Source organism: Chitinophaga sp. Ak27 (assembly GCF_012726295.1).
GTDB lineage: Bacteria > Bacteroidota > Bacteroidia > Chitinophagales > Chitinophagaceae > Chitinophaga.
Genome location: NZ_JABAOB010000009.1, coordinates 140,370 through 163,890 on the forward strand (window position 1 = coordinate 140,370; position 23,521 = coordinate 163,890).

The 23,521-nt window shown below is 44.9% G+C and carries 26 protein-coding genes and 1 pseudogene; 15 read left to right on the forward strand and 12 right to left on the reverse strand.

Going from position 1 to position 23,521, the window contains the following annotated elements; all coding sequences use genetic code 11:
• Positions 1 to 11: 11 nt before the first annotated feature.
• From HGH90_RS25900 to HGH90_RS25920, 5 genes are all read right to left on the reverse strand, one after another.
• Positions 12 to 3,326, reverse strand: a complete 3,315-nt coding sequence (locus HGH90_RS25900; protein WP_169192216.1) for a SusC/RagA family TonB-linked outer membrane protein — start codon at positions 3,324 to 3,326, stop codon at positions 12 to 14.
• Between the two features lie 220 nt (positions 3,327 to 3,546).
• Positions 3,547 to 4,725, reverse strand: a complete 1,179-nt coding sequence (locus tag HGH90_RS25905; protein ID WP_168762657.1) for a FecR family protein — start codon at positions 4,723 to 4,725, stop codon at positions 3,547 to 3,549.
• A 91-nt stretch (positions 4,726 to 4,816) separates the two neighbouring features.
• Positions 4,817 to 5,422 carry an RNA polymerase sigma factor gene (locus tag HGH90_RS25910; RefSeq protein WP_168762658.1) on the reverse strand — a complete coding sequence of 202 codons (606 nt, stop codon included), beginning with the start codon at positions 5,420 to 5,422 and terminating at the stop codon, positions 4,817 to 4,819.
• 381 nt (positions 5,423 to 5,803) lie between these two features.
• Positions 5,804 to 6,574: an SDR family oxidoreductase gene (locus tag HGH90_RS25915; RefSeq protein ID WP_169192217.1), complete on the reverse strand. Its 771-nt coding sequence runs from the start codon at positions 6,572 to 6,574 to the stop codon at positions 5,804 to 5,806.
• Between the two features lie 35 nt (positions 6,575 to 6,609).
• A complete protein-coding gene (locus HGH90_RS25920; RefSeq protein ID WP_248277067.1) occupies positions 6,610 to 6,873 on the reverse strand; it encodes an SDR family oxidoreductase in 264 nt (87 codons plus the stop codon).
• 117 nt (positions 6,874 to 6,990) lie between these two features.
• Between HGH90_RS25920 and HGH90_RS25925 the strand changes: the two genes are divergently transcribed.
• The 3 genes from HGH90_RS25925 (at position 6,991) to HGH90_RS25935 (ending at position 8,436) form a co-directional block, all read left to right on the forward strand.
• Complete coding sequence (locus tag HGH90_RS25925) at positions 6,991 to 7,341, forward strand: winged helix-turn-helix transcriptional regulator (protein WP_169192218.1); 351 nt, start codon at positions 6,991 to 6,993, stop codon at positions 7,339 to 7,341.
• A gap of 85 nt (positions 7,342 to 7,426) precedes the next feature.
• Entirely contained in the window at positions 7,427 to 7,756 is a 330-nt protein-coding gene (locus HGH90_RS25930) for a nuclear transport factor 2 family protein (protein WP_247679811.1), read from the forward strand.
• Positions 7,757 to 7,797: 41 nt separating this feature from the next.
• Positions 7,798 to 8,436: a class I SAM-dependent methyltransferase gene (locus HGH90_RS25935; protein ID WP_168762662.1), complete on the forward strand. Its 639-nt coding sequence runs from the start codon at positions 7,798 to 7,800 to the stop codon at positions 8,434 to 8,436.
• Between the two features lie 8 nt (positions 8,437 to 8,444).
• Here HGH90_RS25935 and HGH90_RS25940 read toward each other — a convergent pair whose 3' ends face one another.
• The 3 genes from HGH90_RS25940 to HGH90_RS25950 all read right to left on the reverse strand — a co-directional run bounded on the left by HGH90_RS25940 (position 8,445) and on the right by HGH90_RS25950 (position 11,060).
• A complete protein-coding gene (locus HGH90_RS25940) occupies positions 8,445 to 9,062 on the reverse strand; it encodes a class I SAM-dependent methyltransferase (RefSeq protein ID WP_168762663.1) in 618 nt (205 codons plus the stop codon).
• A 78-nt stretch (positions 9,063 to 9,140) separates the two neighbouring features.
• Positions 9,141 to 10,001 carry a helix-turn-helix domain-containing protein gene (locus HGH90_RS25945; protein WP_168762664.1) on the reverse strand — a complete coding sequence of 287 codons (861 nt, stop codon included), beginning with the start codon at positions 9,999 to 10,001 and terminating at the stop codon, positions 9,141 to 9,143.
• 84 nt (positions 10,002 to 10,085) lie between these two features.
• Complete coding sequence (locus HGH90_RS25950; RefSeq protein WP_169192219.1) at positions 10,086 to 11,060, reverse strand: NmrA/HSCARG family protein; 975 nt, start codon at positions 11,058 to 11,060, stop codon at positions 10,086 to 10,088.
• A gap of 105 nt (positions 11,061 to 11,165) precedes the next feature.
• Here HGH90_RS25950 and HGH90_RS25955 point away from each other — a divergent pair, with 105 nt between their 5' ends.
• From HGH90_RS25955 to HGH90_RS25995, 9 genes are all read left to right on the forward strand, one after another.
• Positions 11,166 to 11,543 carry a winged helix-turn-helix transcriptional regulator gene (locus HGH90_RS25955; protein WP_211172685.1) on the forward strand — a complete coding sequence of 126 codons (378 nt, stop codon included), beginning with the start codon at positions 11,166 to 11,168 and terminating at the stop codon, positions 11,541 to 11,543.
• A 183-nt stretch (positions 11,544 to 11,726) separates the two neighbouring features.
• A complete protein-coding gene (locus HGH90_RS25960) occupies positions 11,727 to 12,149 on the forward strand; it encodes a ubiquinol-cytochrome c reductase iron-sulfur subunit (RefSeq protein ID WP_169192220.1) in 423 nt (140 codons plus the stop codon).
• 12 nt (positions 12,150 to 12,161) lie between these two features.
• Entirely contained in the window at positions 12,162 to 12,593 is a 432-nt protein-coding gene (locus HGH90_RS25965) for a thioredoxin family protein (protein WP_168762667.1), read from the forward strand.
• A complete protein-coding gene (locus HGH90_RS25970; protein WP_211172686.1) occupies positions 12,586 to 13,542 on the forward strand; it encodes an FAD:protein FMN transferase in 957 nt (318 codons plus the stop codon). The genes HGH90_RS25965 and HGH90_RS25970 overlap by 8 nt, the downstream gene beginning before the upstream one ends.
• A 1-nt stretch (position 13,543) precedes the next feature.
• Positions 13,544 to 13,765, forward strand: a complete 222-nt coding sequence (locus HGH90_RS25975; RefSeq protein ID WP_168762668.1) for a DUF4266 domain-containing protein — start codon at positions 13,544 to 13,546, stop codon at positions 13,763 to 13,765.
• A 16-nt stretch (positions 13,766 to 13,781) separates the two neighbouring features.
• On the forward strand, positions 13,782 to 15,002 hold the full coding sequence (locus tag HGH90_RS25980; RefSeq protein WP_168762669.1) for a DUF3570 domain-containing protein: 1,221 nt from the start codon (positions 13,782 to 13,784) through the stop codon (positions 15,000 to 15,002).
• Positions 15,003 to 15,293: 291 nt separating this feature from the next.
• A complete protein-coding gene (locus HGH90_RS25985) occupies positions 15,294 to 16,142 on the forward strand; it encodes a universal stress protein (RefSeq protein ID WP_168762670.1) in 849 nt (282 codons plus the stop codon).
• A gap of 23 nt (positions 16,143 to 16,165) precedes the next feature.
• Positions 16,166 to 16,462 (forward strand): zinc ribbon domain-containing protein, encoded by a 297-nt coding sequence (locus HGH90_RS25990; RefSeq protein WP_168762671.1) that lies wholly within the window; start codon positions 16,166 to 16,168, stop codon positions 16,460 to 16,462.
• 17 nt (positions 16,463 to 16,479) lie between these two features.
• Positions 16,480 to 17,301, forward strand: coding sequence for a universal stress protein (locus HGH90_RS25995; RefSeq protein ID WP_168762672.1), 822 nt, complete (start codon positions 16,480 to 16,482; stop codon positions 17,299 to 17,301).
• A gap of 7 nt (positions 17,302 to 17,308) precedes the next feature.
• On the opposite strand, the gene HGH90_RS26000 is transcribed toward HGH90_RS25995, so the two are convergent.
• The 4 genes and pseudogenes from HGH90_RS26000 to HGH90_RS26010 form a co-directional block, all read right to left on the reverse strand.
• The gene (locus tag HGH90_RS26000; protein ID WP_248277068.1) at positions 17,309 to 19,675 is read right to left on the reverse strand and encodes a cation-translocating P-type ATPase; all 2,367 of its coding nucleotides are present in this window, start codon (positions 19,673 to 19,675) and stop codon (positions 17,309 to 17,311) included.
• A 111-nt stretch (positions 19,676 to 19,786) separates the two neighbouring features.
• Positions 19,787 to 20,014, reverse strand: a pseudogene (locus HGH90_RS32310) (cation-transporting P-type ATPase); the annotation flags it as partial.
• A gap of 26 nt (positions 20,015 to 20,040) precedes the next feature.
• Entirely contained in the window at positions 20,041 to 20,427 is a 387-nt protein-coding gene (locus tag HGH90_RS26005) for a DUF302 domain-containing protein (protein WP_168762674.1), read from the reverse strand.
• Positions 20,428 to 20,586: 159 nt separating this feature from the next.
• Positions 20,587 to 21,420 carry a hypothetical protein gene (locus HGH90_RS26010; RefSeq protein WP_168762675.1) on the reverse strand — a complete coding sequence of 278 codons (834 nt, stop codon included), beginning with the start codon at positions 21,418 to 21,420 and terminating at the stop codon, positions 20,587 to 20,589.
• Between the two features lie 302 nt (positions 21,421 to 21,722).
• Here HGH90_RS26010 and HGH90_RS26015 point away from each other — a divergent pair, with 302 nt between their 5' ends.
• The 3 genes from HGH90_RS26015 to HGH90_RS26025 are packed head-to-tail and all read left to right on the forward strand — an operon-like array spanning position 21,723 to position 23,520.
• A complete protein-coding gene (locus HGH90_RS26015) occupies positions 21,723 to 22,118 on the forward strand; it encodes a group III truncated hemoglobin (RefSeq protein WP_168762676.1) in 396 nt (131 codons plus the stop codon).
• Positions 22,119 to 22,160: 42 nt separating this feature from the next.
• Positions 22,161 to 22,880 carry an iron-sulfur cluster repair di-iron protein gene (ric, locus tag HGH90_RS26020; protein ID WP_168762677.1) on the forward strand — a complete coding sequence of 240 codons (720 nt, stop codon included), beginning with the start codon at positions 22,161 to 22,163 and terminating at the stop codon, positions 22,878 to 22,880.
• Positions 22,881 to 22,926: 46 nt separating this feature from the next.
• Complete coding sequence (locus tag HGH90_RS26025; protein WP_168762678.1) at positions 22,927 to 23,520, forward strand: Crp/Fnr family transcriptional regulator; 594 nt, start codon at positions 22,927 to 22,929, stop codon at positions 23,518 to 23,520.
• Position 23,521 lies beyond the last annotated feature (1 nt).

The following is a 23,521-nucleotide window of genomic DNA, read 5'->3' on the forward strand; positions in this document are numbered from 1 at the left end:
ATTTTTGTTGATTAAAAGAGCACGTTTATCCCAACGGTATTAATTTTTACTTGGGGATAGCTATAGCCTGATTCAGCCTGGGGAGCTTCCGGATCTACCCACTTATAAAAATTGGAGAATGTCAGCAGGTTTTGACCGCTGTAGTAAACCTTGACATTATTAAGACCGATGCGGTGTACCCATTTTTTGGGCAGGTTGTAGCCTAGTTGCAGATTTTTGAGACGGAGATAGGAAGCATCCCTTATCCAGAAAGAGGATGGCATATTGCTGGGTCCATTGTTTTTGTAAGAAAACCACAAGCGGGGGAAAGTAGTGGAATGATTCTCCGGCGTCCACCGGTCAAGAAAGGCGGTGGTGGGTTTATTACTGTTGGCGCCTACACCACCCAGCATGTTGGACTGCACATAATTCTTTACACCGAGCGCTCCCTGGAAGAAGGCGCCGAAGTCAACACCTTTCCAGTCGAGATGAAGATTAAACCCGAAAGTAGTTTTAGGAAAATAACTGCCCAGGTAGGTCCGATCGGCGCCGTCTATCTTACCGTCGTGGTTGAGATCTTTATACATGAGATCTCCCGGAGCGATTACGCCGCCTGTTTGCTTGGCGTGTTTGGCTACTTCTTCTGCTGTCTGGAAGATACCTTCACAAACATAGCCATAGAAGGCATAAATCGGGAACCCCACCTGCTGGAAGGTACCACCGCTGATATAGGGGCCGCTTCCTTTGAGATCGGTGATCCGGTTATTGATAAAAGTAGCATTGGCATTTATGCTGTAGTTGACTTCGTGTATATGTCCGTTGTATCCGGCAGAAAATTCCCATCCCTTGTTGGTGACAGCGCCGGCATTCTGATAGGGTGCGGAAAGGCTGTAAGGCGCTCCTATAGGCAATTGCAGTAAAATGCCTGTGGTGTTACGGATAAAGTAACCTCCGCTGAAAGTCAATTTATGCTGTAGCAGGGACGCATCCAGACCGAAATCAGTAGTGGCGGTGGTTTCCCAGGTGATATCTGCATTAGCGCCGGTAATTGGTGCTATCCCCGAAGCGATGATGTGATTAAAGGAATAATCCTGTTGGGGAGATACGGTTGAAATAGCGGGGTAGTTACCCACCACGTTCTGATTGCCCAGCTTTCCCCAGGTACCCCTCAGCTTCAGGTCGGAGACCAGGTCTTTCAATGGCTCAAAGAAATTTTCCCGGGCAATATTCCATCCGCCGGAGAAAGAGGGAAACAGGCCCCATTGGTTTGACGGTGCAAACCGGGAGGAGCCATCATAGCGCAGACTGGCTTCAAACAAGTACTTTTCATCGTAGTCATAATTGAACCGTCCGAAGAAAGACCGGAGTGCTACCTCGTTGGTCAATCCTTTGCTGGTTTGACCTGCTGTTGGTCCCGCATTTATCTGTGAAATAGCATTATTCAGGAAATTTTCCCGGTACATGGAATTTTCCCGGTATGTGGTTGATTCCTGCGACCCTCCGCCCAATAAGCCAAGATGATGAGCCCCCAAATGCGTGTTATATTCGAGTATCGCTTGCAGGTTGGTATAGGAGGTGTTGTCGTAGCTGTTGGTAAGGTTATTAGGTCCCTGGTATTTTGTTGGCCGTCCGGAGTTTGGGTCATAGAACTGGATATCCTTTACAAATTTCTCTCCCTGGTCTATATTAAGCCTGTATCCAAAGGTGGGCTTGAAATGGAGCCCTTTCGCCAGCAGGATGTCTGCACCTGCATTTCCCGTCAGGGTATAGCGTTGTGTGCGGTTAAACGAACCCAGCTCCAGCGAGGCGATGGGATTTCCGTTGGGGCCATAGCCGTAGTACCCATTGTCGAATTTATAAGGTACCACATTAGATATCTGGTTGGCGACAAAGGTGATAAGCGACAGGCTGGAGGCGCCGGGGTAGGAGCTGATTGGCTCATTGAACGGGGAGTAGAGATAGCCGATGTTGGCAAACACACTGGCTCTTTTACTGATATTGGAACTGATGTTTACACGGGCAGTGAACTTTTTATTATTGGTTCCTTTGATGATCCCTTCCTGGTCGAGATATCCCAATGAAACCATGTATTGCGTTTTTTCATCGCCTCCGTCCAGGCTCACATAGTGGTTGTGTTGTATGCCGCTGCCGCGGTACAACAGGTCCAGCCAGTCGGTATTGGGATGCGCGCCGGTTTTATCGCTGCCGTCGCGGAACTGCTGTATGTCTTTGTCGGTCCATTTCACCGGAGCGCCTTCGTTCGTAAGGGCTTCATTATAGAATGCTGCCTGCTGCCAGGATGGGAGAAATTCGGGCAGCCTGGTGGCATGCTGTTTACCCAGGTAGGCATCGTACCGCACCTGCAGCTTTCCTTTTTTCCCTTTTTTGGTGGTGATGAGCACCACGCCGTTTGCGGCCCTGGAACCATATATGGCAGCCGATGCGGCATCTTTCAGTACAGAAACAGATTCGACGTCATTGGGATTTACATCGCTCATGGAGCTGATCAATCCATCTACCACTATCATGGGGCTGCTGTTACTAAGTGTACCTATCCCTCTGATTTTGATAGTGCCTTCATCTTTTCCCGGCTGACCGTTGCTCTGCATAACGGTTACACCCGACATGGTGCCTTGTAATGCGTTGGTCACGTTGGTCAGGGGCCGGTTATCCAGTTCCCTGGAAGTAATGGCTGATATGGATCCTGTCAGGTTGGTTTTCTTTTGTTTGCCGTAGGCTACGATCACCAGTTCTTCCAGCGCCTGGCTGGCAGCACTCAGGCGTATCTCCAATGGTTGGGTCGCGCCATTCACACGTAGCTGTGCGGTGTATTTTCCAAAACCGATGAGGGATACTTCGATGGTATAATCACCTTCGGGAACCTTCTCCAGGAGAAATTTTCCCTGGGCATCGGCAGCCATCCCTTTCTGGAAATCTTTCCCTTTCAGTAATACAGAGGCACCCACCAGGGCGGTTCCTTTTTGATCTGTTACTACGCCGGATACCGGGAAAAATAGACTGGCGGCGGCTATCGAAGCCACAGGCGTTATTTTATCTGTATTTCTGTTTACCACGATTACCTGGTTGGTGATCTGGTAAGACAGCTGTTGGAAGTTCAGGCATTCCGATAGCACCTTCTCCAGTGGCGCATTCTCTTCGTGTAATGTAACGGGTTGGGCATTGTCGAGCAATACCTTCTCTACCATAAATGAAAGACCTGTTTGCTGTTTGATGCGTTCAAACACCTCTTCGAGCTTACAGTTCTTTTTGTTGATAGTCACCCGCTGGGAAAAGGATTTGGCGCTAATAGGTAACGCGGCGGCCATTAGCCAGACAGTAAGTTTCATGATCGTACATAGTTTTAAGGGCCAATGCGGGGAAACGCTTTGGCCTGATGCAGTAAACTTCATAACTTAGTATGGTTTTGGGTTGAAATGTGAAATAATCCGTTTTATCATTTTGCGATTTGCCCGAAATGTTAGCCGGTGGTGAGTTCCAGTCACCCCGGCTTTTTTATGGCATTTTGGTTGATTACCCTGTCATCGGCGTTTTAGTTTGATTAGAAAATTATTTTGGTCCCGGCATGACAATGATCTTCCTGCCATCGATCCTGAAATGAACATGATGGGTTACCTCCAGGACCTCTAATAGTTGCGATACATTATGTTGCCGGGGAATTACACCATAGAATTTATTTTGCGGAATGGCTCCCTGGTAAACAATTTCTACATCATACCAACGGGCCACCTGTCGCATAATAGAGGCGATATCCGTATCATAAAAACGGAATTCACCTTCTTTCCAGGCCAGCACTTCTTTCATATCGGCCGGTACGATTCGGAAGTTATTTTCTCCGTTGGGGAAGATGGCCTGGAGACCGGGTTTGAGCTGCTGGCTGCTTTCCCGGCTGACAACTTTTACCGCACCGTCTACCAGTGTTGTTTTGATGCTGCTTTCGTCTTTATAGGCCATTATATTGAAGGTGGTGCCCAGAACGAGCACCTGCATGGCGCCGGCATTAACTTCGAAAGGTACTGCTGCATTTTGTGCCACTTCAAAGAAGGCCTCGCCATCTATGTCAACTTTTCTTTTATTCCCGGAAAAAGATAAAGGGTATCGGATAGAGGAGGCGGCATTGAGCCAAACACCTGTTCCATCGGGAAGGGTAACATGATATTGGCTTCCCGGCGGAATGGTCAATGTATTGTACGTATCACCCGATTTATTATTTCCGCTTCCCGTGTAGGAGAGGGAGCCATCCTTGTTCTTTATTACCTGCATGGTACCCTGCCTGGCTATAGTACCGGTTGCCTGGTCATTGAGCAGGAGGTGTTCGCCATTGGACAGCGTCAGCACAGCCTTATTATTTCCGGCTGTTACAGTTACATGGGGTGTGATAACCGGCCTGACTTCGGCTGTTTTGTGCGTCAGTAAACGAAGCCCGAGTAACACCAACATCGACGCGGCAATTTTTCCCCAGTTATTTTTCAAGACCGCTATCACCCGCCGGTTCACCGGTTGCCCGTGTTTTTCCAGTATGCGTGCCAGTATGCCGTTTCCATCAACATCGGCCGTGGTATCCTGCTCCGGGACATTACCCCAGGCAGTTTTGATGCTTTCGGGAAAGTCGGCTGCAGCATCCATGGAGTGTATCAGCATCCAGAGTTCATCCAACTCCACCGTTGTGATGGAATCAGACAGGTATTTGTCGAATAAAAGATGTAAACGTTCTTGTGGGTGGTTCATGTTAAATTACCTTCTGTAACCATAACAGACGTAAAAAAGAGAAGGTGGTAGTATCGGGGTAAGAAAAAAAGTGAATTTGCAGTGAGTGGGTTCAAAGAATATCCAGGATCAAGCCGTCTACTCCGTGCCTGCGGAGGAACGCCCGGATGGATTTGATAGCATTGGACATCGTTTTTTTAACCGTGTGTGGCGACATGTTTAATTGCCGGGCAATTTCCTCATGGGTGAGTCCCTGGTCCCGGCTGAGGGTGAAAACGAGCTTGCGTTGAGGCGGCAATTGATGAATGGCCTCGCGGAGCAATGCTTTGTACTCTTTTTCTAACAGGTATCCGTCGTCTATTTGGGAGGGATACCGGTTCAATTCTAATGCAATTAATGCCTGTATCTTTTTTTCTTTTGCGGCAAACCGGAAGAAATCAATGGCCCTGTTGTAGGTTACTTTAGACAGGAAGGCATCTACATTTTCAATGCTGGAGGCTACCGCCCTGTTGATCCAGAACCGGGTGAATATTTCAGAAAGCAGTTCTTCGGCTGTTTCCCGCGATTTTGTAAGACGAAGGAGGTAGGTGAAAACTTTTCTCCAGTAACGTTGATATAATGCTGAGAATGCTCTTTCATCCCCCAACGCGATTCGTTCAAGCAGTGATGTTTCATCTGCCGGCACGTTTATCATACTATGTAGGGGATGTTCATTCATGATAATGGTCTGTTAGCGGCGCATACTATTTTTTCTGCATGGGAGCAGTTTCGGGAAACACACCATTTGTTAGTTGCAGCGGGTCTTGTAGCAGGAGTGAGGTAAACTGGGCACCTTCTTTCATATCACGTATTATAAGGTTTCATTTATATTGTTCACTAATCATTGTACACTGTTCCTCCATTGGTCATGGAAAATGAAACGACTTTGGTTGATATTGGGTAACAGCGGATTTGATGCCGGCTGTAACGGGGGTAAAGATATCAAATTTCGGACAGCCTGGGCGAAATGGTCAATATTGCATAGGTATTAGTCAATATCGTTGTATTGTGGGAGGTATTGGGGAACAAACATGAATGAGCTACGAACTTGGAGGTGATATTAGTTCATCAGGCTGATATTAGTGAGACCACCATCTGAAAGAATCTCCGTACCCACTATAAAAGCTGAATCATCTGATGCCAGAAATACCGCTGCGTTACCGATATCAGCCGGAAGTCCCTGTCGGCCTACAGGTGTAATATTTATCCAGGTTTGTTTCACCTGCTCCAGCTGTTCCTGCGGTACAATTTTTCCGAAAACGGGTGTATCAATAGAGCCCGGCGAAAGTGTATTCACCCGTATTTTTCTTGACAATAAATCCAGCGACAACCCTTTGGCCAGCGATATGATGGCCGCTTTGGCAGCACTATAAATAGTCATTCCAGGTACGGCGCGATGCGCAGCACTGGATCCAATCAGTATAATAGAAGCACCGTCGTTTAAATAGGGAAGCGATTTTTGTACCGTGAAGTAAGCGCTCTTCAGATTCAAATCCATATAGCGGTCATAGTTTTCTTCAGTCACTTCGCTGATGACAGCCATTGGAAATCCGTCTACAACGCCGCCCGCATTTACTACCAGCGTATCAATTTTTCCAAATTGATCAGTAGTCTTTTGGAATATATTTTCCAGATCATCAATATTTGTGACATCGCCCTTAATGCCAATAAAGCCAGTCCCGAGCGCATCTGTTGCACTTGCCAATGTCACTTCATTTCTCCCGGTGATGGTACCAACAGCGCCTTCGTTCCTGAATGCTGCTGCAATGCCGAATCCTATACCACTGTTGCCACCGGTAATTACCACTACTTTGTTTTTTAACTTATCCATCGCTGTTAATTTTAAATTTATAATATTTGAAAAATCTAGATACCGTAAATACCTCCTGAAACTGAAATTTTCTCACCGGTACTCCATGCAGCATCATCGGATGCAAGAAATACGGCTACTTTTGCAATATCTTCCGGCTGTCCGGTGCGACCAAGCGGTGTAGTAGCCACTAATTTTGTTTCAGCATCACTGCCAATAAAGCCCGCTGCATGTGAACCTTCCTGGATTGCAAGTAAAGATCCCCAAACATTAATTGACTCATATTGGTAAATGCCAGCATTGTTTATCAGGATAAACAACGATCCAAAGGCCTGCTGGGTTTCTAATTTCTTCAGCTGCTAAGGTAGATCAAGTTGATTTATTTTGGTAACTTTGTATCTAAAAGTAACAGTAACCTTGAGGTAACAAAGTAACTTATGGAGTGCCAAAATTTTGAAAAGGAACACAAAAATGAAATGAGGGCTGTCCAGGATTCTATGGACGTGCTAAATGGGAAATGGAAAATATCTATTATCTCTTCTATCTGCTATTATAATAAAAGAAGATTTTCCGATATCCTGGGCGATATCGACGGCATTTCCAACAAAATGCTGAGCAAGGAGTTAAAGGAACTGGAATTAAACAAGCTGGTTAAACGAACCGTTTTAAACACACAACCTGTAACTGTTCAGTACGAGCTTACTGCACATGGGAAATCCTTGAAAACCATCATCAATAACCTTACGGATTGGGGCAAAAAACATAGGCAGGAAATTCTCGGTAAATAGCTTTTGGCATTATTGATTGTCTCAGAAAACATCTGTTTAAATGTAACATTAGCCACGCCATATGAGTTTAAATAATAAAGCGATTTTGGAAACAGCAAATGCAATGATTACCCGGGGCGATTATGAAGGATTTCTTTCCTCCTGCACTGATGATACTACCTGGACATTCGTAGGCGACAGGATACTGCGGGGAAAGGAGGCCGTCCGGCAGTATATGGCGACGGTATACGAAGAGGCGCCAAAGTTTATCGTCGAAAACATGATCGCGGAAGGCGAGTTTGTGACGGCCATCGGAAAAATCAGCATGAAGAACGAAAACGGGATACAGGTAGATTACGACTACTGCGATGTCTGGCGGTTTCAAGATGGTAAGATGGCGGAGTTGAAGGCCTTTGTTATCGGAACTGAGGCATGATGACAGCAATAACGGGTTAATATTTTAAAACTGACATCCATATGAATTCACAGGATAAAATATTGCATTGCTATAACCTCGTAGCGGAAGACTACGCCGTGGAACGCTGGGACGAATTGTCCAAAAAGCATGTTGACCGCTTGTTATTAACCGAATTTGCCTCGTCCAATAAAGACGCGGGGTTATGTGCCGACTTTGGTTGCGGACCCGGACAAACAACAAGGTTTCTGTACGACAATGGCTTAAAAGACATTGTGGGCATTGATCTTTCTCCGGCCATGGTTAATGTTGCGCGGAGGCTTTCTCCTCAGATAGACTTTCAAACAGGCGACCTGCTGCATATCGATTACCCTGCCGGGCACCTTGGAAGCGTGCTGGCATTCTATGCCATCGTACATTTTACTCTCGACCAGGTGCAGGACTGCTTTGCAGAGATAAACCGGGTATTGAAAACAGGAGGGAACTTTTTATTTTCTTTTCATGTGGGAGAAGAAATTGTTCATTTTGACAAAGCGCATGACAAGGAAATAGATGTGGATCTATGCTTTTTTAAAACAGCAGATATCTTAAAGCTACTTGGAGAAACAGGTTTTACCATCATTGATGCCATAGAGAGATATCCCAATGAAAATATGGAATATGCCACCAGGCGTGGGTATATCTGGGCTGAGAAAAGGTGAACGTCAGGTTATTCAACCGGCTTCCTGCCTACAAACCGTAATACAATGCCGCGGCCGTTATGAAAAATGCCTTCACCCTGTTCTACCTCTGTTTCTTCCAGCAGTTGTATATCGTAGCTACCGAAACATTGCAGCAGTTCCTCCGTAGAGTAGAGGTTTTCCGCTCCTTTGGGTCCGCCCGCAGTGGGATTGACTTGCTGGTATTTTACATGTTGTTTGCTGTATGCTTCGAAGATCAGGTAACCACCGGGCTTTAGGGAGCGGGCTATGCGCTGCAGCAGGAAAGATTTCTGGTCTGGCGGAAAATGCGCAAAGATAAGCCCTATGGCATCGAATGCTGATTCGGGTAGACTCAGCGCTGCGATGTCGCCCACCAGGTATTCCAGGGTAGTGCCTCTTTCGGCGGCCAGTTGCAGGGCTTTATTGCGACCTTCCTGGCTCAGGTCGCAGGAAGTAACGGTCCAGCCGTTTGCCGCCGCATATACGCCATTACGGCCTTCTCCATCAGCCGGCATTAATATAGACCCGGTAGGGAGTTGGTTAAGCTGTGCCTTGAAAAACTCGTTAGGCTCCTTGCCATAAACGAATTCCTGTCTTGAGTAGCGTTCGTCCCACATGTTTTGCATCGTAGATAGTTATTGTTCTCTACAAATTTACCGGATGTATACTGTCGGAAGTAGGACTAAAACCTGGATTAATAGGACTTATTTGAAGTTACTGCGAAAAGCTTCGGGAGAGAAGCCGGTGTTTTTTTTGAAAAAGCGTATGAAATAAGATACGTCCTCGTAGCCCAGCATTGAGGCCACCTGGTTTACCTGGTTGGAGGTGGCGAGCAGGTGCCTGCGGGCTTCAAGGATAATCATGTCATTGATGAGTGTTGAGCAACTTTTACCCAATAATGTTTTAGTAACGGTATTCAGCTGGTAGCTGCTGAGGTGCAGTTTCGCGGCGTAGAAAGCCACCTGTTTATGTTCTGGTAGATGTTTTTCTACCAGTTCCAGCAATTCATCCAGCCGTTCCTGCATGTATTCTGGCCGCTCATCTGACGATTGCGGCTGTCCGCCTTGTCGCAGCAACTCCAGGAACATAATATCCAGCGCCGATTTTATCGCCTGCTTGTAGCGTTCCTGCTTTTCGGTGTATTCGCGGTGGATTATTTCAAGCAGCTGGTATAGCCGGCTGAATGGTGCCCGCTCCATAGGAAAATAGTTCCTGTTGCTGACACTTCGCAATACTTGCCTGGCAGCCCTTTCAGCCGGGGCATAGAAATCATCCGTAAAATGGAGGAGGTAACCCCGACTGCCATTATCCAGGAATAGCTGATGTATCTGCCCTGGCCGCATAAAAAAGACAGTACTATCTTTAACAGGGTAGGGTGTAAAATCGATCGCGTGTTCACCACTGGCTTTTTCCAATACCAATATGTAGTAGAAGGAGTGCCGGTGCAAGGCCTGCAACATATCCTGCCCCTCCATAAAGTCTTCCAGGGGCCGCATGCTGAAGCCACCGGAGAACCCAGGTTCTTTGAGCGCTTCATTGATATATCGAACCGGGATCTTATGCATTCCTGCAAATTAGGGAAAGTTGTTTGATATAACAATTGCGGATGCCCGTACACGGCCTGTTTGGGAGGCACGCTCGGTTGCAGCTCAATACGTAAATCTCTTTCCGTTCCATCCCGTGCTGCGAAGAAATTGCTCCCAATTCAGGGTATCCGGGTTTATTTTCCTGCTCCACGTTAAGTCACGATCTTCCCTGAAATATCCATATTCCACCGCATATTCCACCATCCCTGTCAGTTCCTGCACCAGAGGTTCATTGGAGCCGAATGCCGGGAAGTGACCGAGGAGCTCCTCCCGCGAATAGGCGGAGCTGTATACAGCTTTCTGACCGGTTACGCTGACAAATGTATCCACCATTTGTTGCGGAGAAATCATATCGCCGATAACGGGAAGGGACTGTCCTGCATACTGGTCAGGGTTAGAAAGGATCTCTAAAACGGCTGGCCCGGTGGCTGTGAGCGGATCAACAAACGGTGCACGAAAGTCTTTCGGCAAATAAATAGGAAATACCAGGGTATCGCCCCGTAAGATAGGCGTATAAAATTCCATCAGGTTGGTGTAAAAGAAGGCCATGTAAATAAATGAACTTTTAACAGGCAGGGCGCGGATATAGGCTTCGATTTTAGCCTTATCTGTAAAGTGTGGTGCAAACTTTTTCCCGCCGGTGCGTTCATCTACATTTTCCAGGCTGCTGAACACAATATGAGGCACTTTTGCTTCTACCGCGGCATCCGCCAGCTGTTTGCCTAATTCAAACTCATGGATGGCCGGTGGCACAATGTTAGGTGTCATGAGGAAAACCCCATCAGCGCCCTGGAAGGCCTTGGCAAATGCTGTTTTGTGCCCGGGGATAAGCGGTATACTCACCAGCTCAACTCCTTGCTGAGACAGGGAGAGCGCTTCCGGGGAGTTGATACGGCGTGTAATACCCCGTACCCGGTACTTTCCGGCAGCCAGCAGGCTACGGGCTGCACTTAATCCTTGTTTGCCCAAAATACCTACGATCGTAATAAGCGGTTTATCTCTTTGTATAGCGGCGCTGTTTGCTTTTAAATTGGTCATCACGTTATGTATTTATTAAACTATAAATATTATAGTTGCAAAACTATTTTTAGTAGAATACATTTGCAATAACTATCCAAACAGATAGTATCAAAAAACATTAACATGAGAACTGAATGTATTAGTGATCAAATAAAGCTAAATGGCAGGCTTTACCCTTGTACGGTAAGTTTAACCATGGATTTGGTGGGTGGAAAGTGGAAGGCAGTCATCTTATACCATTTAAAAGACGAAGCAAAAAGATACCATGAGCTCCGCAAAGAAATGCCGGCGGTGACGGAAATGACGCTGAGCTTGCAGTTAAAGCAACTGGAGAAAGACGGCTTGGTAGCAAGAAAAGTCTATGGTAAAAAGCCGCCTGTCAAAGTAGTTTACAGCCTGACGGATTTTGGCGAAACCTTCATTCCTGTGCTGGAAGCGATTACCACCTGGGGAAACCAGGTGGTGAAGGAGAAAGGCGAATTTGTGGCTGTAGGGGAGTAGGCGAGTCCCGAGCTGCATTGCCGAACTACAGAATTGCTTCAGAATCATCTTTTACTTTGCCAGACATATAGCCATTAAATAAAAACCGCCATTAATCTACACTTATCTGTATACTAGCCATAAAGCCATCCTCATTAATCCCATTCATTTGTTTGGTCATATTGCTAAAAAGTATAAACGGGAATGAATAGAAACGAATTTCTGGCTGCGCTAGGCATAGGTTCTGCTTCGGTGATCTTAACGACATGTCTGGGATGTTCTAAAAGTTCAGGAGGAGTTACTCCTTCCGATCCACCGGGAAACATTGACTTTACATTGGATTTGAGAGCATCGGCCAACGCAGCACTACTCACTAACGGAGGATTTCTCTCCGCCAATGGTGTAATAGTGGCTAAAACCTCTGCTGGTGCTTATATTGCCGTACAGCAGTCGTGTACACATGAAAGTTATCCATTAAACTACCAGGCCTCCAGCCATCAATTTTATTGTAATAACCATGGCGCCACATTCAGTGAGGATGGAAGTGTCATTAACGGACCGGCAAGCCGCTCCCTCACGGTGTACAAAACACAGCTCACGGGTACCTCTTTACGTATTTACGCTTAAGCATCTAATTATATGAAATTATTAATCTCCCTGTTATTGATCTTTGCAGGGCCTGGTGTGAATTGGTCAGGGAATTTCCAGGAAGCTCAAACCACGGCGCTAACATCCCATAAAGTAATCCTGGTTAATTTTTCAGGATCCGACTGGTGTGGCCCCTGTATCCGCCTCCGGCAGGAAATCCTGGAGTCGAAGGTTTTTGAAGATTATGCCGCTTCCCATCTTTTACTCGTACGGGCAGACTTTCCCCGCCAGAAGAAAAATCAATTAAATAAGGCGCAGGTACAGCTTAACGAAGCACTTGCAGATAAGTATAACCCAGAAGGAAAGTTCCCCTATACCTTACTCATCGATGAAAATGGAAAGGTGTTAAAAGCCTGGGATGGCTTTCCGGGAGTGACACCTGAGAAGTTTGTGGGGGAAATAAAAGCCATAGTGCATGATTGAAACTGATTATCCGGCAATTGGGCCACAATTGCACAGGCAGGTACTGAAACTCATGGGCAACCGTTTCGAGTTCAGTGTGGTGTGTGATAACAAAGAAGATGCTACAGCGCATATTCAGGCAGCTATTGCTGAAGTAAGCCGTATCGAGAAATTACTGACCACCTTTAGTGATGATAGTCAGACCAGCGAAATAAACCGATGGGCAGGAATAAAGCCGGTGAAAGTTGATAAGGAAGTATTTGACCTCATCAGGCGGTCATTGAAAATATCCTCTCTTACACAGGGAGCTTTTGATATCACTTATGGCGGTATTGATAAAAGCCTCTGGAATTTCGATGTAAATATGAAGGCCTTACCGGATCCTTTGTTGGCAAAAAAATCCGTCCGGCTGATCAACTACAGGAATGTCGTGCTCGATGAGGTAGCGGGAACAGTATTGCTGAAAGAAGTGGGTATGCGGATTGGCTTTGGCGGTATTGGCAAGGGGTATGCGGCGGATCGTGCCAAAATGGTGCTGCAGGGCAGGGGTATTACAAGCGGCATCGTCAATGCTGCCGGAGATCTTATTACCTGGGGAACACAGCCCAATGGTAAGCCGTGGACGATTGCCATTGCCGATCCGGATCATTCCGGCATGCCCTTCTCAACCCTTAATATCAGCAATATGGCTATCGCTACTTCCGGCAATTACGAAAAGTACGCCGTGATAGATGGCCGGAAATATTCGCATACGATTGATCCTTCCACCGGGTTGCCGGTTACAGGAATAAAAAGCGTCAGTATTATCTGCCCCAGTGCAGAACTGGCAGATGCAATGGCCACACCGGTAACGGTGATGGGTATAAAAGTGGGCCTTGATCTCGTTAATCAACTGCATCACATGGCCTGTGTAATCATAGACGAACACCATCATATTTTTTGCTCCAATAATATAAACATTAAAAATTGATATGCATAGAAGCGTTGGCCTGATACTGATTGCCGCCTTCCTCTCTTTGGTTTACAGCTCCTGTACCACGGTGAAGGCCTACCAGAAGAATAAACTGAACGACACGGAAATGGACCTGTCGGCACGAAAGTCACAGAAATTTGAGCAGAGCTTCCAGTTATATAGGGAAGGCGGCTCCGGCGCCAACGGCGGAAAAAGCGGAGGTGGCTGCGGTTGTAATTAAACTTTAAATGGGGTAAATGAAACGACTAAACTTTGGGATATTGGCTTTATACCTATGTATCCTGACTTCGCAGGCACAAGCGCAGCAAAAACAACCGGCAGATACGTCTAACTATCAATCCCGGAAACTCACTTTGGATGAAGTCAACATTGTATCTGCCTATTACACGCAGGATGGTAATAATTCCGCGGTAACGGGCGGTATTGGTACAGAGAAGCTCACAGACTTTGCTAATACCTTTGACATACAGCTTTCAAAATTCAACAAACAAGGACATAAACATACCTTCCTGTTTGAACTAGGGATTGATCACTATACGTCTGCATCTTCAGACAAAATAGATCCTCATAGTATATCTTCTGCTTCCAGTTCAGATACGCGAATTTATCCATCCATAAACTGGACTAATTCAAATGTAAAAACCGGCAATGCTTTTGGAATAACGGCTTCCTACTCTCACGAATTCGATTACCAGTCATTCGGTGGAGGAGTGAATATCACCAGGGTTTCAAAAGATAAGAACCGGCAATTTGATTTCAGGTTGCAGGCTTTCCTGGATAGATGGAAGGTGATATTGCCTGTTGAGCTGCGGCCGCCCGGTTACGGTTCCGGATCGGAAGGGGATCAACGTCCCCTGGACTATAAGCCCCGGAACTCCTTCAGTGCGTCGTTTGGCCTATCGCAGGTAATTAATGAACGTACGCAGATAATGCTGGTAGTTGAACCATCCTATCAGCATGGGTTGCTGGCCACAAGGTACCAGCGGAATTACTTCACCGATGGGTCGGAACGGATAGAGAACCTACCAGACAATCGTTACAAGCTGCCAATAGCTATACGGCTTAATTATTTTCTGGCAGATCGTTTTGTTATACGAACTTTCTACCGCTATTATATGGATAGCTGGGGAATCAGGGCGCATACCGCCGAAATTGAAGTGCCGGTTAAGCTAACCTCTTTTGTATCGTTGAGCCCATTTTACCGGTATAATAATCAGCAAGGCACACGCTACTTTGCTCCCTATGGTCAGCATAATCCCGGCGACACCTTCTATACCAGCGATTACGACCTGTCTACACTTCATAGTAGTTTCTTAGGAGGCAATATCCGGTTATCACCTCCCAAAGGCGTTTTTAGCTGGCAGCATTTTAACGCGCTGGAGTTAAGATATGGTCATTACATGCGTTCCACCGGTTTAAATAGCGATATAATAACATTGGCGTTAAAATTCAAGTAATTGTTTAACTGAAAATCCACTCCCCGGGGGAAGATAAAATGAATCGGCAAAGCCCGCAAATACCTTATTTGCGGGCTTTGCTGCTGTTATCCGCAGCTTGCTGAATAATGATACCCTAACCACGTGACGAATAAAACATAATAGATATGTTACATATTTTATCAATTGTGCTAGAAGTATTTCCTATGATTAGATGCTGACTATGATGTTAATGACGAAAATCAGGGGATATGCTAACGTGTATCATATATTGCTTTTCTGCCTGGTAGTACTTTTGGTAAAAACACTGTCATGCAAAAGATCGCGGCGATTTTTGATAGTTTCAGATTTTCAGAAAGTACGCTTCATTATGCCATTTGGATAGCGAAGCATCAGCGGGCACATTTGACCGGTGTTTTTTCGGATGATTTGACTTACAATAGTTTTAATTTATACCAGTTGCTGAAAGAAGGTACAGACCAGGCTATTATCACGCAGCTGGAAGAGGAAGATGAAGAAAAACGTAAGGCTGCAATAGGAAAGTTTGAAGCTGCCTGCCAAAAGGCCGGGATCGCATATAGTGTTCACAGAAATAAAAATATTTCCCTATTAAGTGCGCTGGAGGAAAGTATTTATGCAGATTTACTGGTAATAGATGCCAAGGAGACATTTATACACGATGTTAGTAAGCCACCCACACGCTTCGTCCGTGATTTGTTAACGGATGTGCAATGCCCTGTGCTTATTGTGCCTACGCAGATTTTGATCCCCCCGGTTTTTAGCGATGTAACAAATGTTGTGCTTTTATATGATGGGGAACCGTCTTCTGTCTATGCAATAAAAATGTATAGTTACCTTTTCTCTTCCTGGCAATCATTACCTACCACCGTGTTGTCGGTCAACCCGGAAGGAAATCACCTTGAGAATAAGCATTTGATAAAGGAATTTATCAAGAAACATTTCCCGGACGCAATATACAAAGTAATGGAAGGGCAGCCAGAGGAGGAGATTGTAAATTATTTGCTGGGCCAACAGGAGGGAACAGCAATTGTGCTGGGCGCTTACAGGCGAAGTACTGTTTCCAGGTGGTTCAGGAAAAGTATGGCGGATGTATTGATGGAGGCATTATCATTTCCTTTGTTTATAGCGCATAACAAATAACATTCGCACGTAAATTAATTATTATGGAAAATAATACAGTCTGTCAGAGTTGTAGTATGCCGTTAGATAACGTAGCGCTTCGGGGTACAGAAATGGATGGATCACCCAGCGGTGATTATTGTAAATATTGCTATCAGTACGGAGCGTTTACACACCCCGGTTGGGCGCTTAATGATATGAAAGCGCATCTGACCAGGATGATGGATAAAGAAAAAATGCCGGAAGACATATTAGAGGCCGCCATCAACCGGTTGTCGCATTTGAAAAGATGGACCAATAATAACGTGGATACCGATCTGCATAAACAGGATGGATTTTAATATCAAAATATATAGCTATGAAAAAAGTATTATTAGCCATGGATGGTGCGCATTTCTCGAGAGGCGCATTTGAATTTGCTTATAAGTTGAATGATATAACACCTTTACTTTTGATCGGTACCTTTTTGCCCAAGATGGATTTTTCACCATCCTGGAATGAGGCGCTTCTTTCCGGTTCTGTTTTCGAGCCTACTTTAGAAGGGTACAGCGATGAACTGGTAAAGGAGAACATCGCTCTTTTTGAGAAGGAGTGTGTTCGGAAGCACATTGAATACAGGGTGCATAAAGTAACGTACTACGCTTCTCTACAGGATTTAAGAAAGGAAACGCGTTTTGCTGATCTGCTGATTCTTGGTAGCGAAAAATTTTATGAGAACAGAGGCACCGAAACTCCCAACGAATACCTGAAAATGGCGCTACATAGCGCTGAATGCCCGGTACTATTGATCCCGGAACATTCTTATTTTCCGGAAAATATTGTGCTGGCCTATGATGGCAGTGAGCAGGCTACCTTTGCTATTAAATCTTTCTGCAACCTGATGCCAGAACTTTCCGGGAAGAACGCTATTCTTGTATATGCTGTAAATAATGAAAACGCTGAAATACCCGATATGCAACTGGTAGAAGAATTAGTGGCAAGACATTTCGTTAATCTCACTATTCACACGCTGAAAGGTGCGTCCCCCAAGCATTTCGATGCCTGGATTGCAGGAATTGAGAAACCAATGTTGGTATGTGGCTCCTATTCCCGCACAACGCTTTCAGAATTATTTAGGAAAAGCTTTGCTACAGAAGTAATAACAGGCCATGGAATGCCAGTTTTTATTGCGCATGAGTAGCATAACATTAAATAGTCCATTTCCATTTCTTTAAATATCTTATAATAACTACGGGTAATATCGAGTACAATAATATAATACTCCAGTTTTGCCAGCTAATTGAGGTGATTTCAAGCGCCAATCGTACCGGCGTTGTCCAATAAGCTGCCAATGACAGGATAACGCACGCCGCTATCGCATACCATATGGCTTGATTGCGAAATACATCCGTTTTGTGGAAAGGTATTTTCCGGTTAAAGGTCATATTGAATGCCTGCAATAGCTGCGAAAAAATTAAAGTATAAAAGAGAATGTTATTATAAACCGCATATCTTTGTTCATTGTCATGAAATATTAAATAGCTGGTAGCCACAGCCGAGAGGGTGGTAGCAGTGATGATAAGGGAATAAACAAGTATAGCCATCCATCTTTTTTTATCTATTATTGGCGTTCCCGGTGGATATGGCTTCCGTTGCATAATTTGGTCACCGCTGTAGCTCACACCCAGTGCCAGTGCAGGCATAACATCTGTCACGAAATTAATGAACAGGATCTGTAGCGGGAAAAGCTGAAAAGGCAGGTTAAACAGCGCACATACTGTAAATATAAGTAACTCGCTTAGGTTACAGGATAATAGGAAAATCACGTATTTCCGGATGTTTTCGAGAATGATCCTTCCTTGCCTCACGGCGGAGACGATAGACGTAAAGGCATCATCTTTCAGGACCATATCTGCTGCTTCCCGTGCTACCTGGGTACCTCTTTGCCCCATGGCAACGCCGATGTCAGCTTTTTTCAATGCCGGGGCATCATTTACGCCGTCGCCCGTCATGGCAACTATCATTTTTTCATCCTGTAAAACGGTAATCAGTTGTTGTTTTTGCTCAGGGCTCACCCTGGCAAATATGGTACTGTTCAACCACCTTGCCCGATCAGAAACCGTTAGCTGATCATAAGGTTTCATGGCGCTGCCAGACATCACTTCTTCCCAGGAAGTGGAAATACCCAATTGTAATGCAATATTCTTTGCAGTTTCAGGATGGTCGCCTGTTATCATAATGATCCTTATGCCGGCTTTTTTGCACTCTTTGATCGCTTCGGTTACGCCTTCTCTTAGAGGATCACTAAATCCAATAATTCCTGCCAGCGTTAAGTCATGTGCGAAATGTTGTTCGGGTGCTAATGTTTCGCGGTAGGCAAATGCCAACATCCGGAAACCGGATTGCGCATGCTTGGTGGCAATGGCTTTCCATTGTTCTTTTTCTTCTTCTCCCATTTGACTTTTTCCATTTTCAGCCTCCTGGAAAGTACAGTACTTCAATATCTCTTCCACTGCGCCCTTGGCGGCCACATAATAATACCGCCGCGGACCCTTTACCTCGTGACGCGTAAACATGACCCTTGTTTCCGAAGAAAAAGGGAACTCGTCAATTTTACTGAATTCCTGCCAGTATTGATTGAATTTTATACCTGATGCATACACCATTTTAAGCAGCGCAATCTCCAGTGAGGATCCGGAAGTAGTTGAACCGTCCCCGCCCGGTTGATAAACCGCCGTATTGCATAACACCGAAATTTTGCAAAGATGGTCGTAGGCAATTGTCCCGGAAATACGCTTGTTTTCCATCCAATGTATAGCTATGTCCGCGGTATTAATTTGCACATGCGCTGAAAGATCTGGAATATGAATTAGCGATACTTCAATATCATTTTTGGTAAGCGTACCTGTCTTATCCGTACAAATAACATTTATTTCGCCCAGTGTTTCAACGGCAGACAGCTTTTTAATGATGACCTTATGTTTAGCCATTCGCAGTACGCCAAAAGACAATACCAGCGTAGTTACAACGGGTAATCCTTCTGGAATGGCCGCAACTGATAATGCTATTGCTAACTTTATCACTTTCGTGACAGGCGTTCCATAAAAGAAACTACCAGTAAGGATTATAATAATTGCCGCCAACGTTATCCAAATCAGTTTTTTACTTAATTGCCGAACCTTTATCTCTAACGGCGTCGCCGTCTGTTCCGATTGTTGGACAATATCGGCCAGCTTTCCAACCTCAGTTTTTATTCCTGTATTTACAACTATGGCAAGCCCATTTCCTTTTGTAACCAAAGTTCCTTTATATAACATATTATGTCTTTCGACTAAGGGCGTGTTTTCTGGCAGTGGGTTACATGTTTTATTTACCGGAAATGATTCGCCCGACAGCATTGATTCATCGATTTGAAGTTGCTTTGAGTTGATAATTCTTGCATCGGCGGTTATCATTCCACCAGTTTCAACAAAGAGTAGGTCTCCCGGCACCAATAGTTCAGATTTTATTGCTATCATTTGTCCATCCCGGATTATCCTTGCATGGACAATATTTAATTTTTCCAGTGCTTTCATGGATCGGTGTGCCTGGTATTCCATCAGGAATCCGACAACAATATTCAATATAATTACTATTAGTATCGCAAATCCGTCCAGCCATTCCCTGAAGAAAAAAGAGAGAATAGTGGAAATGCCCAGTAATAGCGTGAATGGACTGGTAAATTGTCGTAATAATATTAATAGTACCTTATTCTTTTTGGGTTTGACAACATTGTTGTAGCCATATCTCGTTAACCTTTTTGCGGCTTCTTCCTCTGTTAATCCCAATTGGGCATCTGTTGCACAAACTTTTGCAATAGTATCGGCGTTCAACGCCCAATATTTGTTGCTTTCTTCATTTTGAGGTGACAACATTTTCCCTGTTTATCATCTTAATAATATTATACCTTTTGCAGCACCCTGCTTAACGATAATTTGGCTGTTGCAGCAATTGTTGTAAGGCTGTTGTTATTGCTTTGCCGGGCCATTTCTTCCGGGTCAGCAATGCATATCTCCACCTTCCCGTCGTCATATTGCTGTATCACTACGTTACAGGGGAGCAATAAACCTATTTTCCCGTCGGCAGATAATGCTTGGTACGCCAGTTGTGGATTGCAGGCGCCCAGGATAATATAATCTCTGAAGTTAACGTCAATTTTCTTTTTTAAGGTGTCTTTTACATCTATTGTAGTGAGAACACCAAATCCTTCACTTTTTAATGCATCTGTTATTTTTTCAATAGCTTGGGAAAATGATAAAGCAACTGTTTTACAAAGTTGTGAATCCATAAAATGATTATTTTATTAACCAAATGTTTAATAAAAATGTTAATGGCACAATGACTCTGATCAGCGTATCGGGTGATATCTGTCAGGAAAAGGGGAGGATGACCATTGTTGTTTTTGAGGGCTATTGTACGCCAATAGCCCTCGTAATCTTTAGATATATTAATTGCAGCTATACCGTATGTTGATAAACGAGTAGGTGCCCAGCTCAATGAAGTCAGCAAGTGAAGCTCCGGGGTCCAGCACCCTGCCATTTTTTAGCGGAGCGCTTATACCGAAGACAAGCGGAAGCCCATGTTTATTATAGCTTTCCGCTTTTATGGGATTATTCAGGCTGTACATCCTGTCGAGGAATTGCCATACGGGATGTGTCAGATGCATATTGACTTTATTATCGTAACCGCTAATGATAAGGCTATCTCTTTCAGGGAAAGCAGCCGACTGATACACCACCTTTACAAGATTTCCTTCCCCGTTATAGGTGTAGTACCTGGTAAGCCTGCCGTAGATCCAGCCTATGGAGTCTATTGTTTTCGTTATCCTTCCCATTTCATCATATTCGAATGCGGCATAGCCGCGAATAAATAAGTTAGGTACAATGGGAGAAGGCCGGGGAACGTCTCCCAACAAGCCGAATTGAAAAATGCTGTCAAATACAATCCTGTTACCGAGATAATAGTAGCGGTGCCAGGTTTCAAATTCACTGCTATTGGGGTATAGTGTGATGTAGTCTGTAAGCCGGTTGTTTTTGTCATACCTGAACTGGTAATTTGGGAACCCGGTGCTTGGAAATGCCCTGGTGACAGCTATGGGATTACCTGCCATATTGTAGGAAAAGAATATGGTATCAACAGGCCCATTAAAGTTGCCGGTAATACTTAGAATATCGCAATGTGGTCCGGGAAAATGAATGCCTGGTTCTTTCCTGCAGCCGGTGTTAAGGAAATTGATAATGACAATGTAAATAAAGAGCTGTGTAAACGAGATTTTGGTCATAAAAATGAGATTTAATTGGGGTGTTAAAATGACTGAACCTGGCGAATAGGCGCTTTTTCCAATTGGCTGACATTGCTTTTCCGTGCGTCTGCAAAATTATGGTAGTACTAACAGGAGACAAATGATCCTGATCATGTTTATACTCATTTCAGGCTCCGAGTGCCGGAGAGAAAACGCATGTTTAATAAAAGACAAATTTGTCTTTTATTATTTTCCGTATTAACTTTGTGAAGTCCAAAAGAGGGAAAACGCCCTGGATCGAAATTTTTTTTTGTAGTAATCGGGGAAAATGCTAATTTCTTATGAGTTTAAAATGCGAAATAACCAAAATTGAAGATATTCAGCTATTGGTAGATAGTTTTTACTCAGCTGTTCGGGAAAATGAATTACTAGGCCCTATTTTTAACAGGATTATACAAGACCGGTGGCCGGCCCACCTTGAGAAGATGTATCGCTTTTGGCAAACGGTGTTGCTGGAGGAACATACCTATAACGGCAGTCCGTTTCCGCCCCATGCTGGTTTACCAGTCAATAAACAACATTTTGATACCTGGCTGTCGATATGGCACCAAACCATTGATGAGCATTTTGAAGGCGCCATTGCGGATGAGGCTAAATGGCGGGGCGTTAAGATGGCCGGGATGTTCCTTTCCAAGATCGAATATTATAGCACCACCGGCGGAAGGCCCCTGGTATGATATATATGACGTTCATGTTTACATCAACTAAATAAAAGTATTATGGATATCAATCAACAAACCATTGTAGGGGAGCTGGTAGCGGCCGACTACCGTACGGCAGCCGTTTTTAAAAACCGTGGTATTGATTTTTGTTGCAACGGTAACCGCAGCATTGCAGATGCCTGCGAGAAAAAACACCTGGATGCCGGCAAGCTGATCTCGGATTTACAAGAGGTAGCCGCACAGACCGGCAGCGCCACAGCCGATTACAACACCTGGCCGCTTGATCTGCTGGCAGATTATATAGAGAAAAAACATCACCGCTATGTGCGGGAGAAAATCATGGAAATAGCGCCATTCCTGCACAAAGTAAGGAGCGTGCACGGTGAAAGTCACCCTGAACTGAAGGAAATCGAGATCCTTTTCCAGGAGAGCGCAGAGGAGCTGACCGCTCATATGCATAAAGAAGAATCGGTGCTGTTCCCATTTATCAGGAAAATGGTTGCAGCGGGGAAAATGGCCGTCCACGCCCCCTTTGGAACAGTACAACATCCCATCCATGCCATGATGCAGGAACATGAAAATGAAGGGGAACGTTTCCGCCGCATAGCAGTACTTACCAATAACTACACGCCCCCTGAAGATGCCTGTAATACTTACAGGGTTACCTATTCGTTGTTGAAAGAGTATGAAGCAGATCTCCATCTGCATATTCACCTCGAGAATAATATCCTGTTCCCCAGGGCCATTGCCCTGGAACAGCAACAATTAGCCTTATAGATAACTGCTGCTTCAAAAAAGTATTCTTTCGTATATCCCCAACTATATGCAGATAGATTACAATATACTGATTACGTACGGTGGCGTTGCCCGGAAGCTCCCCAAAGGCGCTATCATTTTTCATGAAGGGGGAACTCCTCTTTTTTATTACCAGGTAGTGGAAGGGTCTGTAAAGATATTTACCAGCAACGCCGACGGCAAAGAATTAATCCAGGGCGTGTTTTCGGCTGGACAAAGCTTCGGCGAACCGCCCCTGATGGTGGGTAAATGTTACCCGACTACGGCGCAGACCCTCACCCCAAGCGTGGTCATAAGAATTGCCAGAACGAACCTGCTCGAGATTTTAAAAACATATCCCGATATCACTGAGAAGCTGCTCTTTACCTTCGCAGAACGTATTTACAATAAATCAACAGCGGCCCAGGTATGGGTAAGCCCTACCCCCGAAGAAAAGATCATGCTGTTTCTGAAACATTTGAATGTTCATCTTACCACCGCTACCACAGACCTTGTACCTTACACAAGGCAGCAAATTGCCGACTTTACAGGACTTAGGGTAGAAACTGTTATCCGTACGCTCGTCCGCATGAGCAAGAAAGGTATGGTGAAAATCATCGATCACAAATTATATTACCAGTAAT

Coding starts and splice junctions, on each gene's coding strand:
- HGH90_RS25955 (WP_211172685.1), top strand. CDS start 11,166: ATGAGAACTGAATGTATTAGTGATCAAATAAAGCTAAATGGCAGGCTT.
- HGH90_RS25910 (WP_168762658.1), bottom strand. CDS start 5,422: ATGAATGAACATCCCCTACATAGTATGATAAACGTGCCGGCAGATGAA.
- HGH90_RS25965 (WP_168762667.1), top strand. CDS start 12,162: ATGAAATTATTAATCTCCCTGTTATTGATCTTTGCAGGGCCTGGTGTG.
- HGH90_RS25915 (WP_169192217.1), bottom strand. CDS start 6,574: ATGGATAAGTTAAAAAACAAAGTAGTGGTAATTACCGGTGGCAACAGT.
- HGH90_RS26015 (WP_168762676.1), top strand. CDS start 21,723: ATGAGTTTAAAATGCGAAATAACCAAAATTGAAGATATTCAGCTATTG.
- HGH90_RS25975 (WP_168762668.1), top strand. CDS start 13,544: ATGCATAGAAGCGTTGGCCTGATACTGATTGCCGCCTTCCTCTCTTTG.
- HGH90_RS25940 (WP_168762663.1), bottom strand. CDS start 9,062: ATGCAAAACATGTGGGACGAACGCTACTCAAGACAGGAATTCGTTTAT.
- HGH90_RS25950 (WP_169192219.1), bottom strand. CDS start 11,060: ATGACCAATTTAAAAGCAAACAGCGCCGCTATACAAAGAGATAAACCG.
- HGH90_RS26025 (WP_168762678.1), top strand. CDS start 22,927: ATGCAGATAGATTACAATATACTGATTACGTACGGTGGCGTTGCCCGG.
- ric (WP_168762677.1), top strand. CDS start 22,161: ATGGATATCAATCAACAAACCATTGTAGGGGAGCTGGTAGCGGCCGAC.
- HGH90_RS25925 (WP_169192218.1), top strand. CDS start 6,991: ATGGAGTGCCAAAATTTTGAAAAGGAACACAAAAATGAAATGAGGGCT.
- HGH90_RS25945 (WP_168762664.1), bottom strand. CDS start 10,001: ATGCATAAGATCCCGGTTCGATATATCAATGAAGCGCTCAAAGAACCT.
- HGH90_RS25980 (WP_168762669.1), top strand. CDS start 13,782: ATGAAACGACTAAACTTTGGGATATTGGCTTTATACCTATGTATCCTG.
- HGH90_RS25985 (WP_168762670.1), top strand. CDS start 15,294: ATGCAAAAGATCGCGGCGATTTTTGATAGTTTCAGATTTTCAGAAAGT.
- HGH90_RS25995 (WP_168762672.1), top strand. CDS start 16,480: ATGAAAAAAGTATTATTAGCCATGGATGGTGCGCATTTCTCGAGAGGC.
- HGH90_RS25970 (WP_211172686.1), top strand. CDS start 12,586: ATGATTGAAACTGATTATCCGGCAATTGGGCCACAATTGCACAGGCAG.
- HGH90_RS25905 (WP_168762657.1), bottom strand. CDS start 4,725: ATGAACCACCCACAAGAACGTTTACATCTTTTATTCGACAAATACCTG.
- HGH90_RS25960 (WP_169192220.1), top strand. CDS start 11,727: ATGAATAGAAACGAATTTCTGGCTGCGCTAGGCATAGGTTCTGCTTCG.
- HGH90_RS25990 (WP_168762671.1), top strand. CDS start 16,166: ATGGAAAATAATACAGTCTGTCAGAGTTGTAGTATGCCGTTAGATAAC.
- HGH90_RS26010 (WP_168762675.1), bottom strand. CDS start 21,420: ATGACCAAAATCTCGTTTACACAGCTCTTTATTTACATTGTCATTATC.
- HGH90_RS25935 (WP_168762662.1), top strand. CDS start 7,798: ATGAATTCACAGGATAAAATATTGCATTGCTATAACCTCGTAGCGGAA.
- HGH90_RS25900 (WP_169192216.1), bottom strand. CDS start 3,326: ATGAAACTTACTGTCTGGCTAATGGCCGCCGCGTTACCTATTAGCGCC.
- HGH90_RS26000 (WP_248277068.1), bottom strand. CDS start 19,675: ATGAAAGCACTGGAAAAATTAAATATTGTCCATGCAAGGATAATCCGG.
- HGH90_RS26005 (WP_168762674.1), bottom strand. CDS start 20,427: ATGGATTCACAACTTTGTAAAACAGTTGCTTTATCATTTTCCCAAGCT.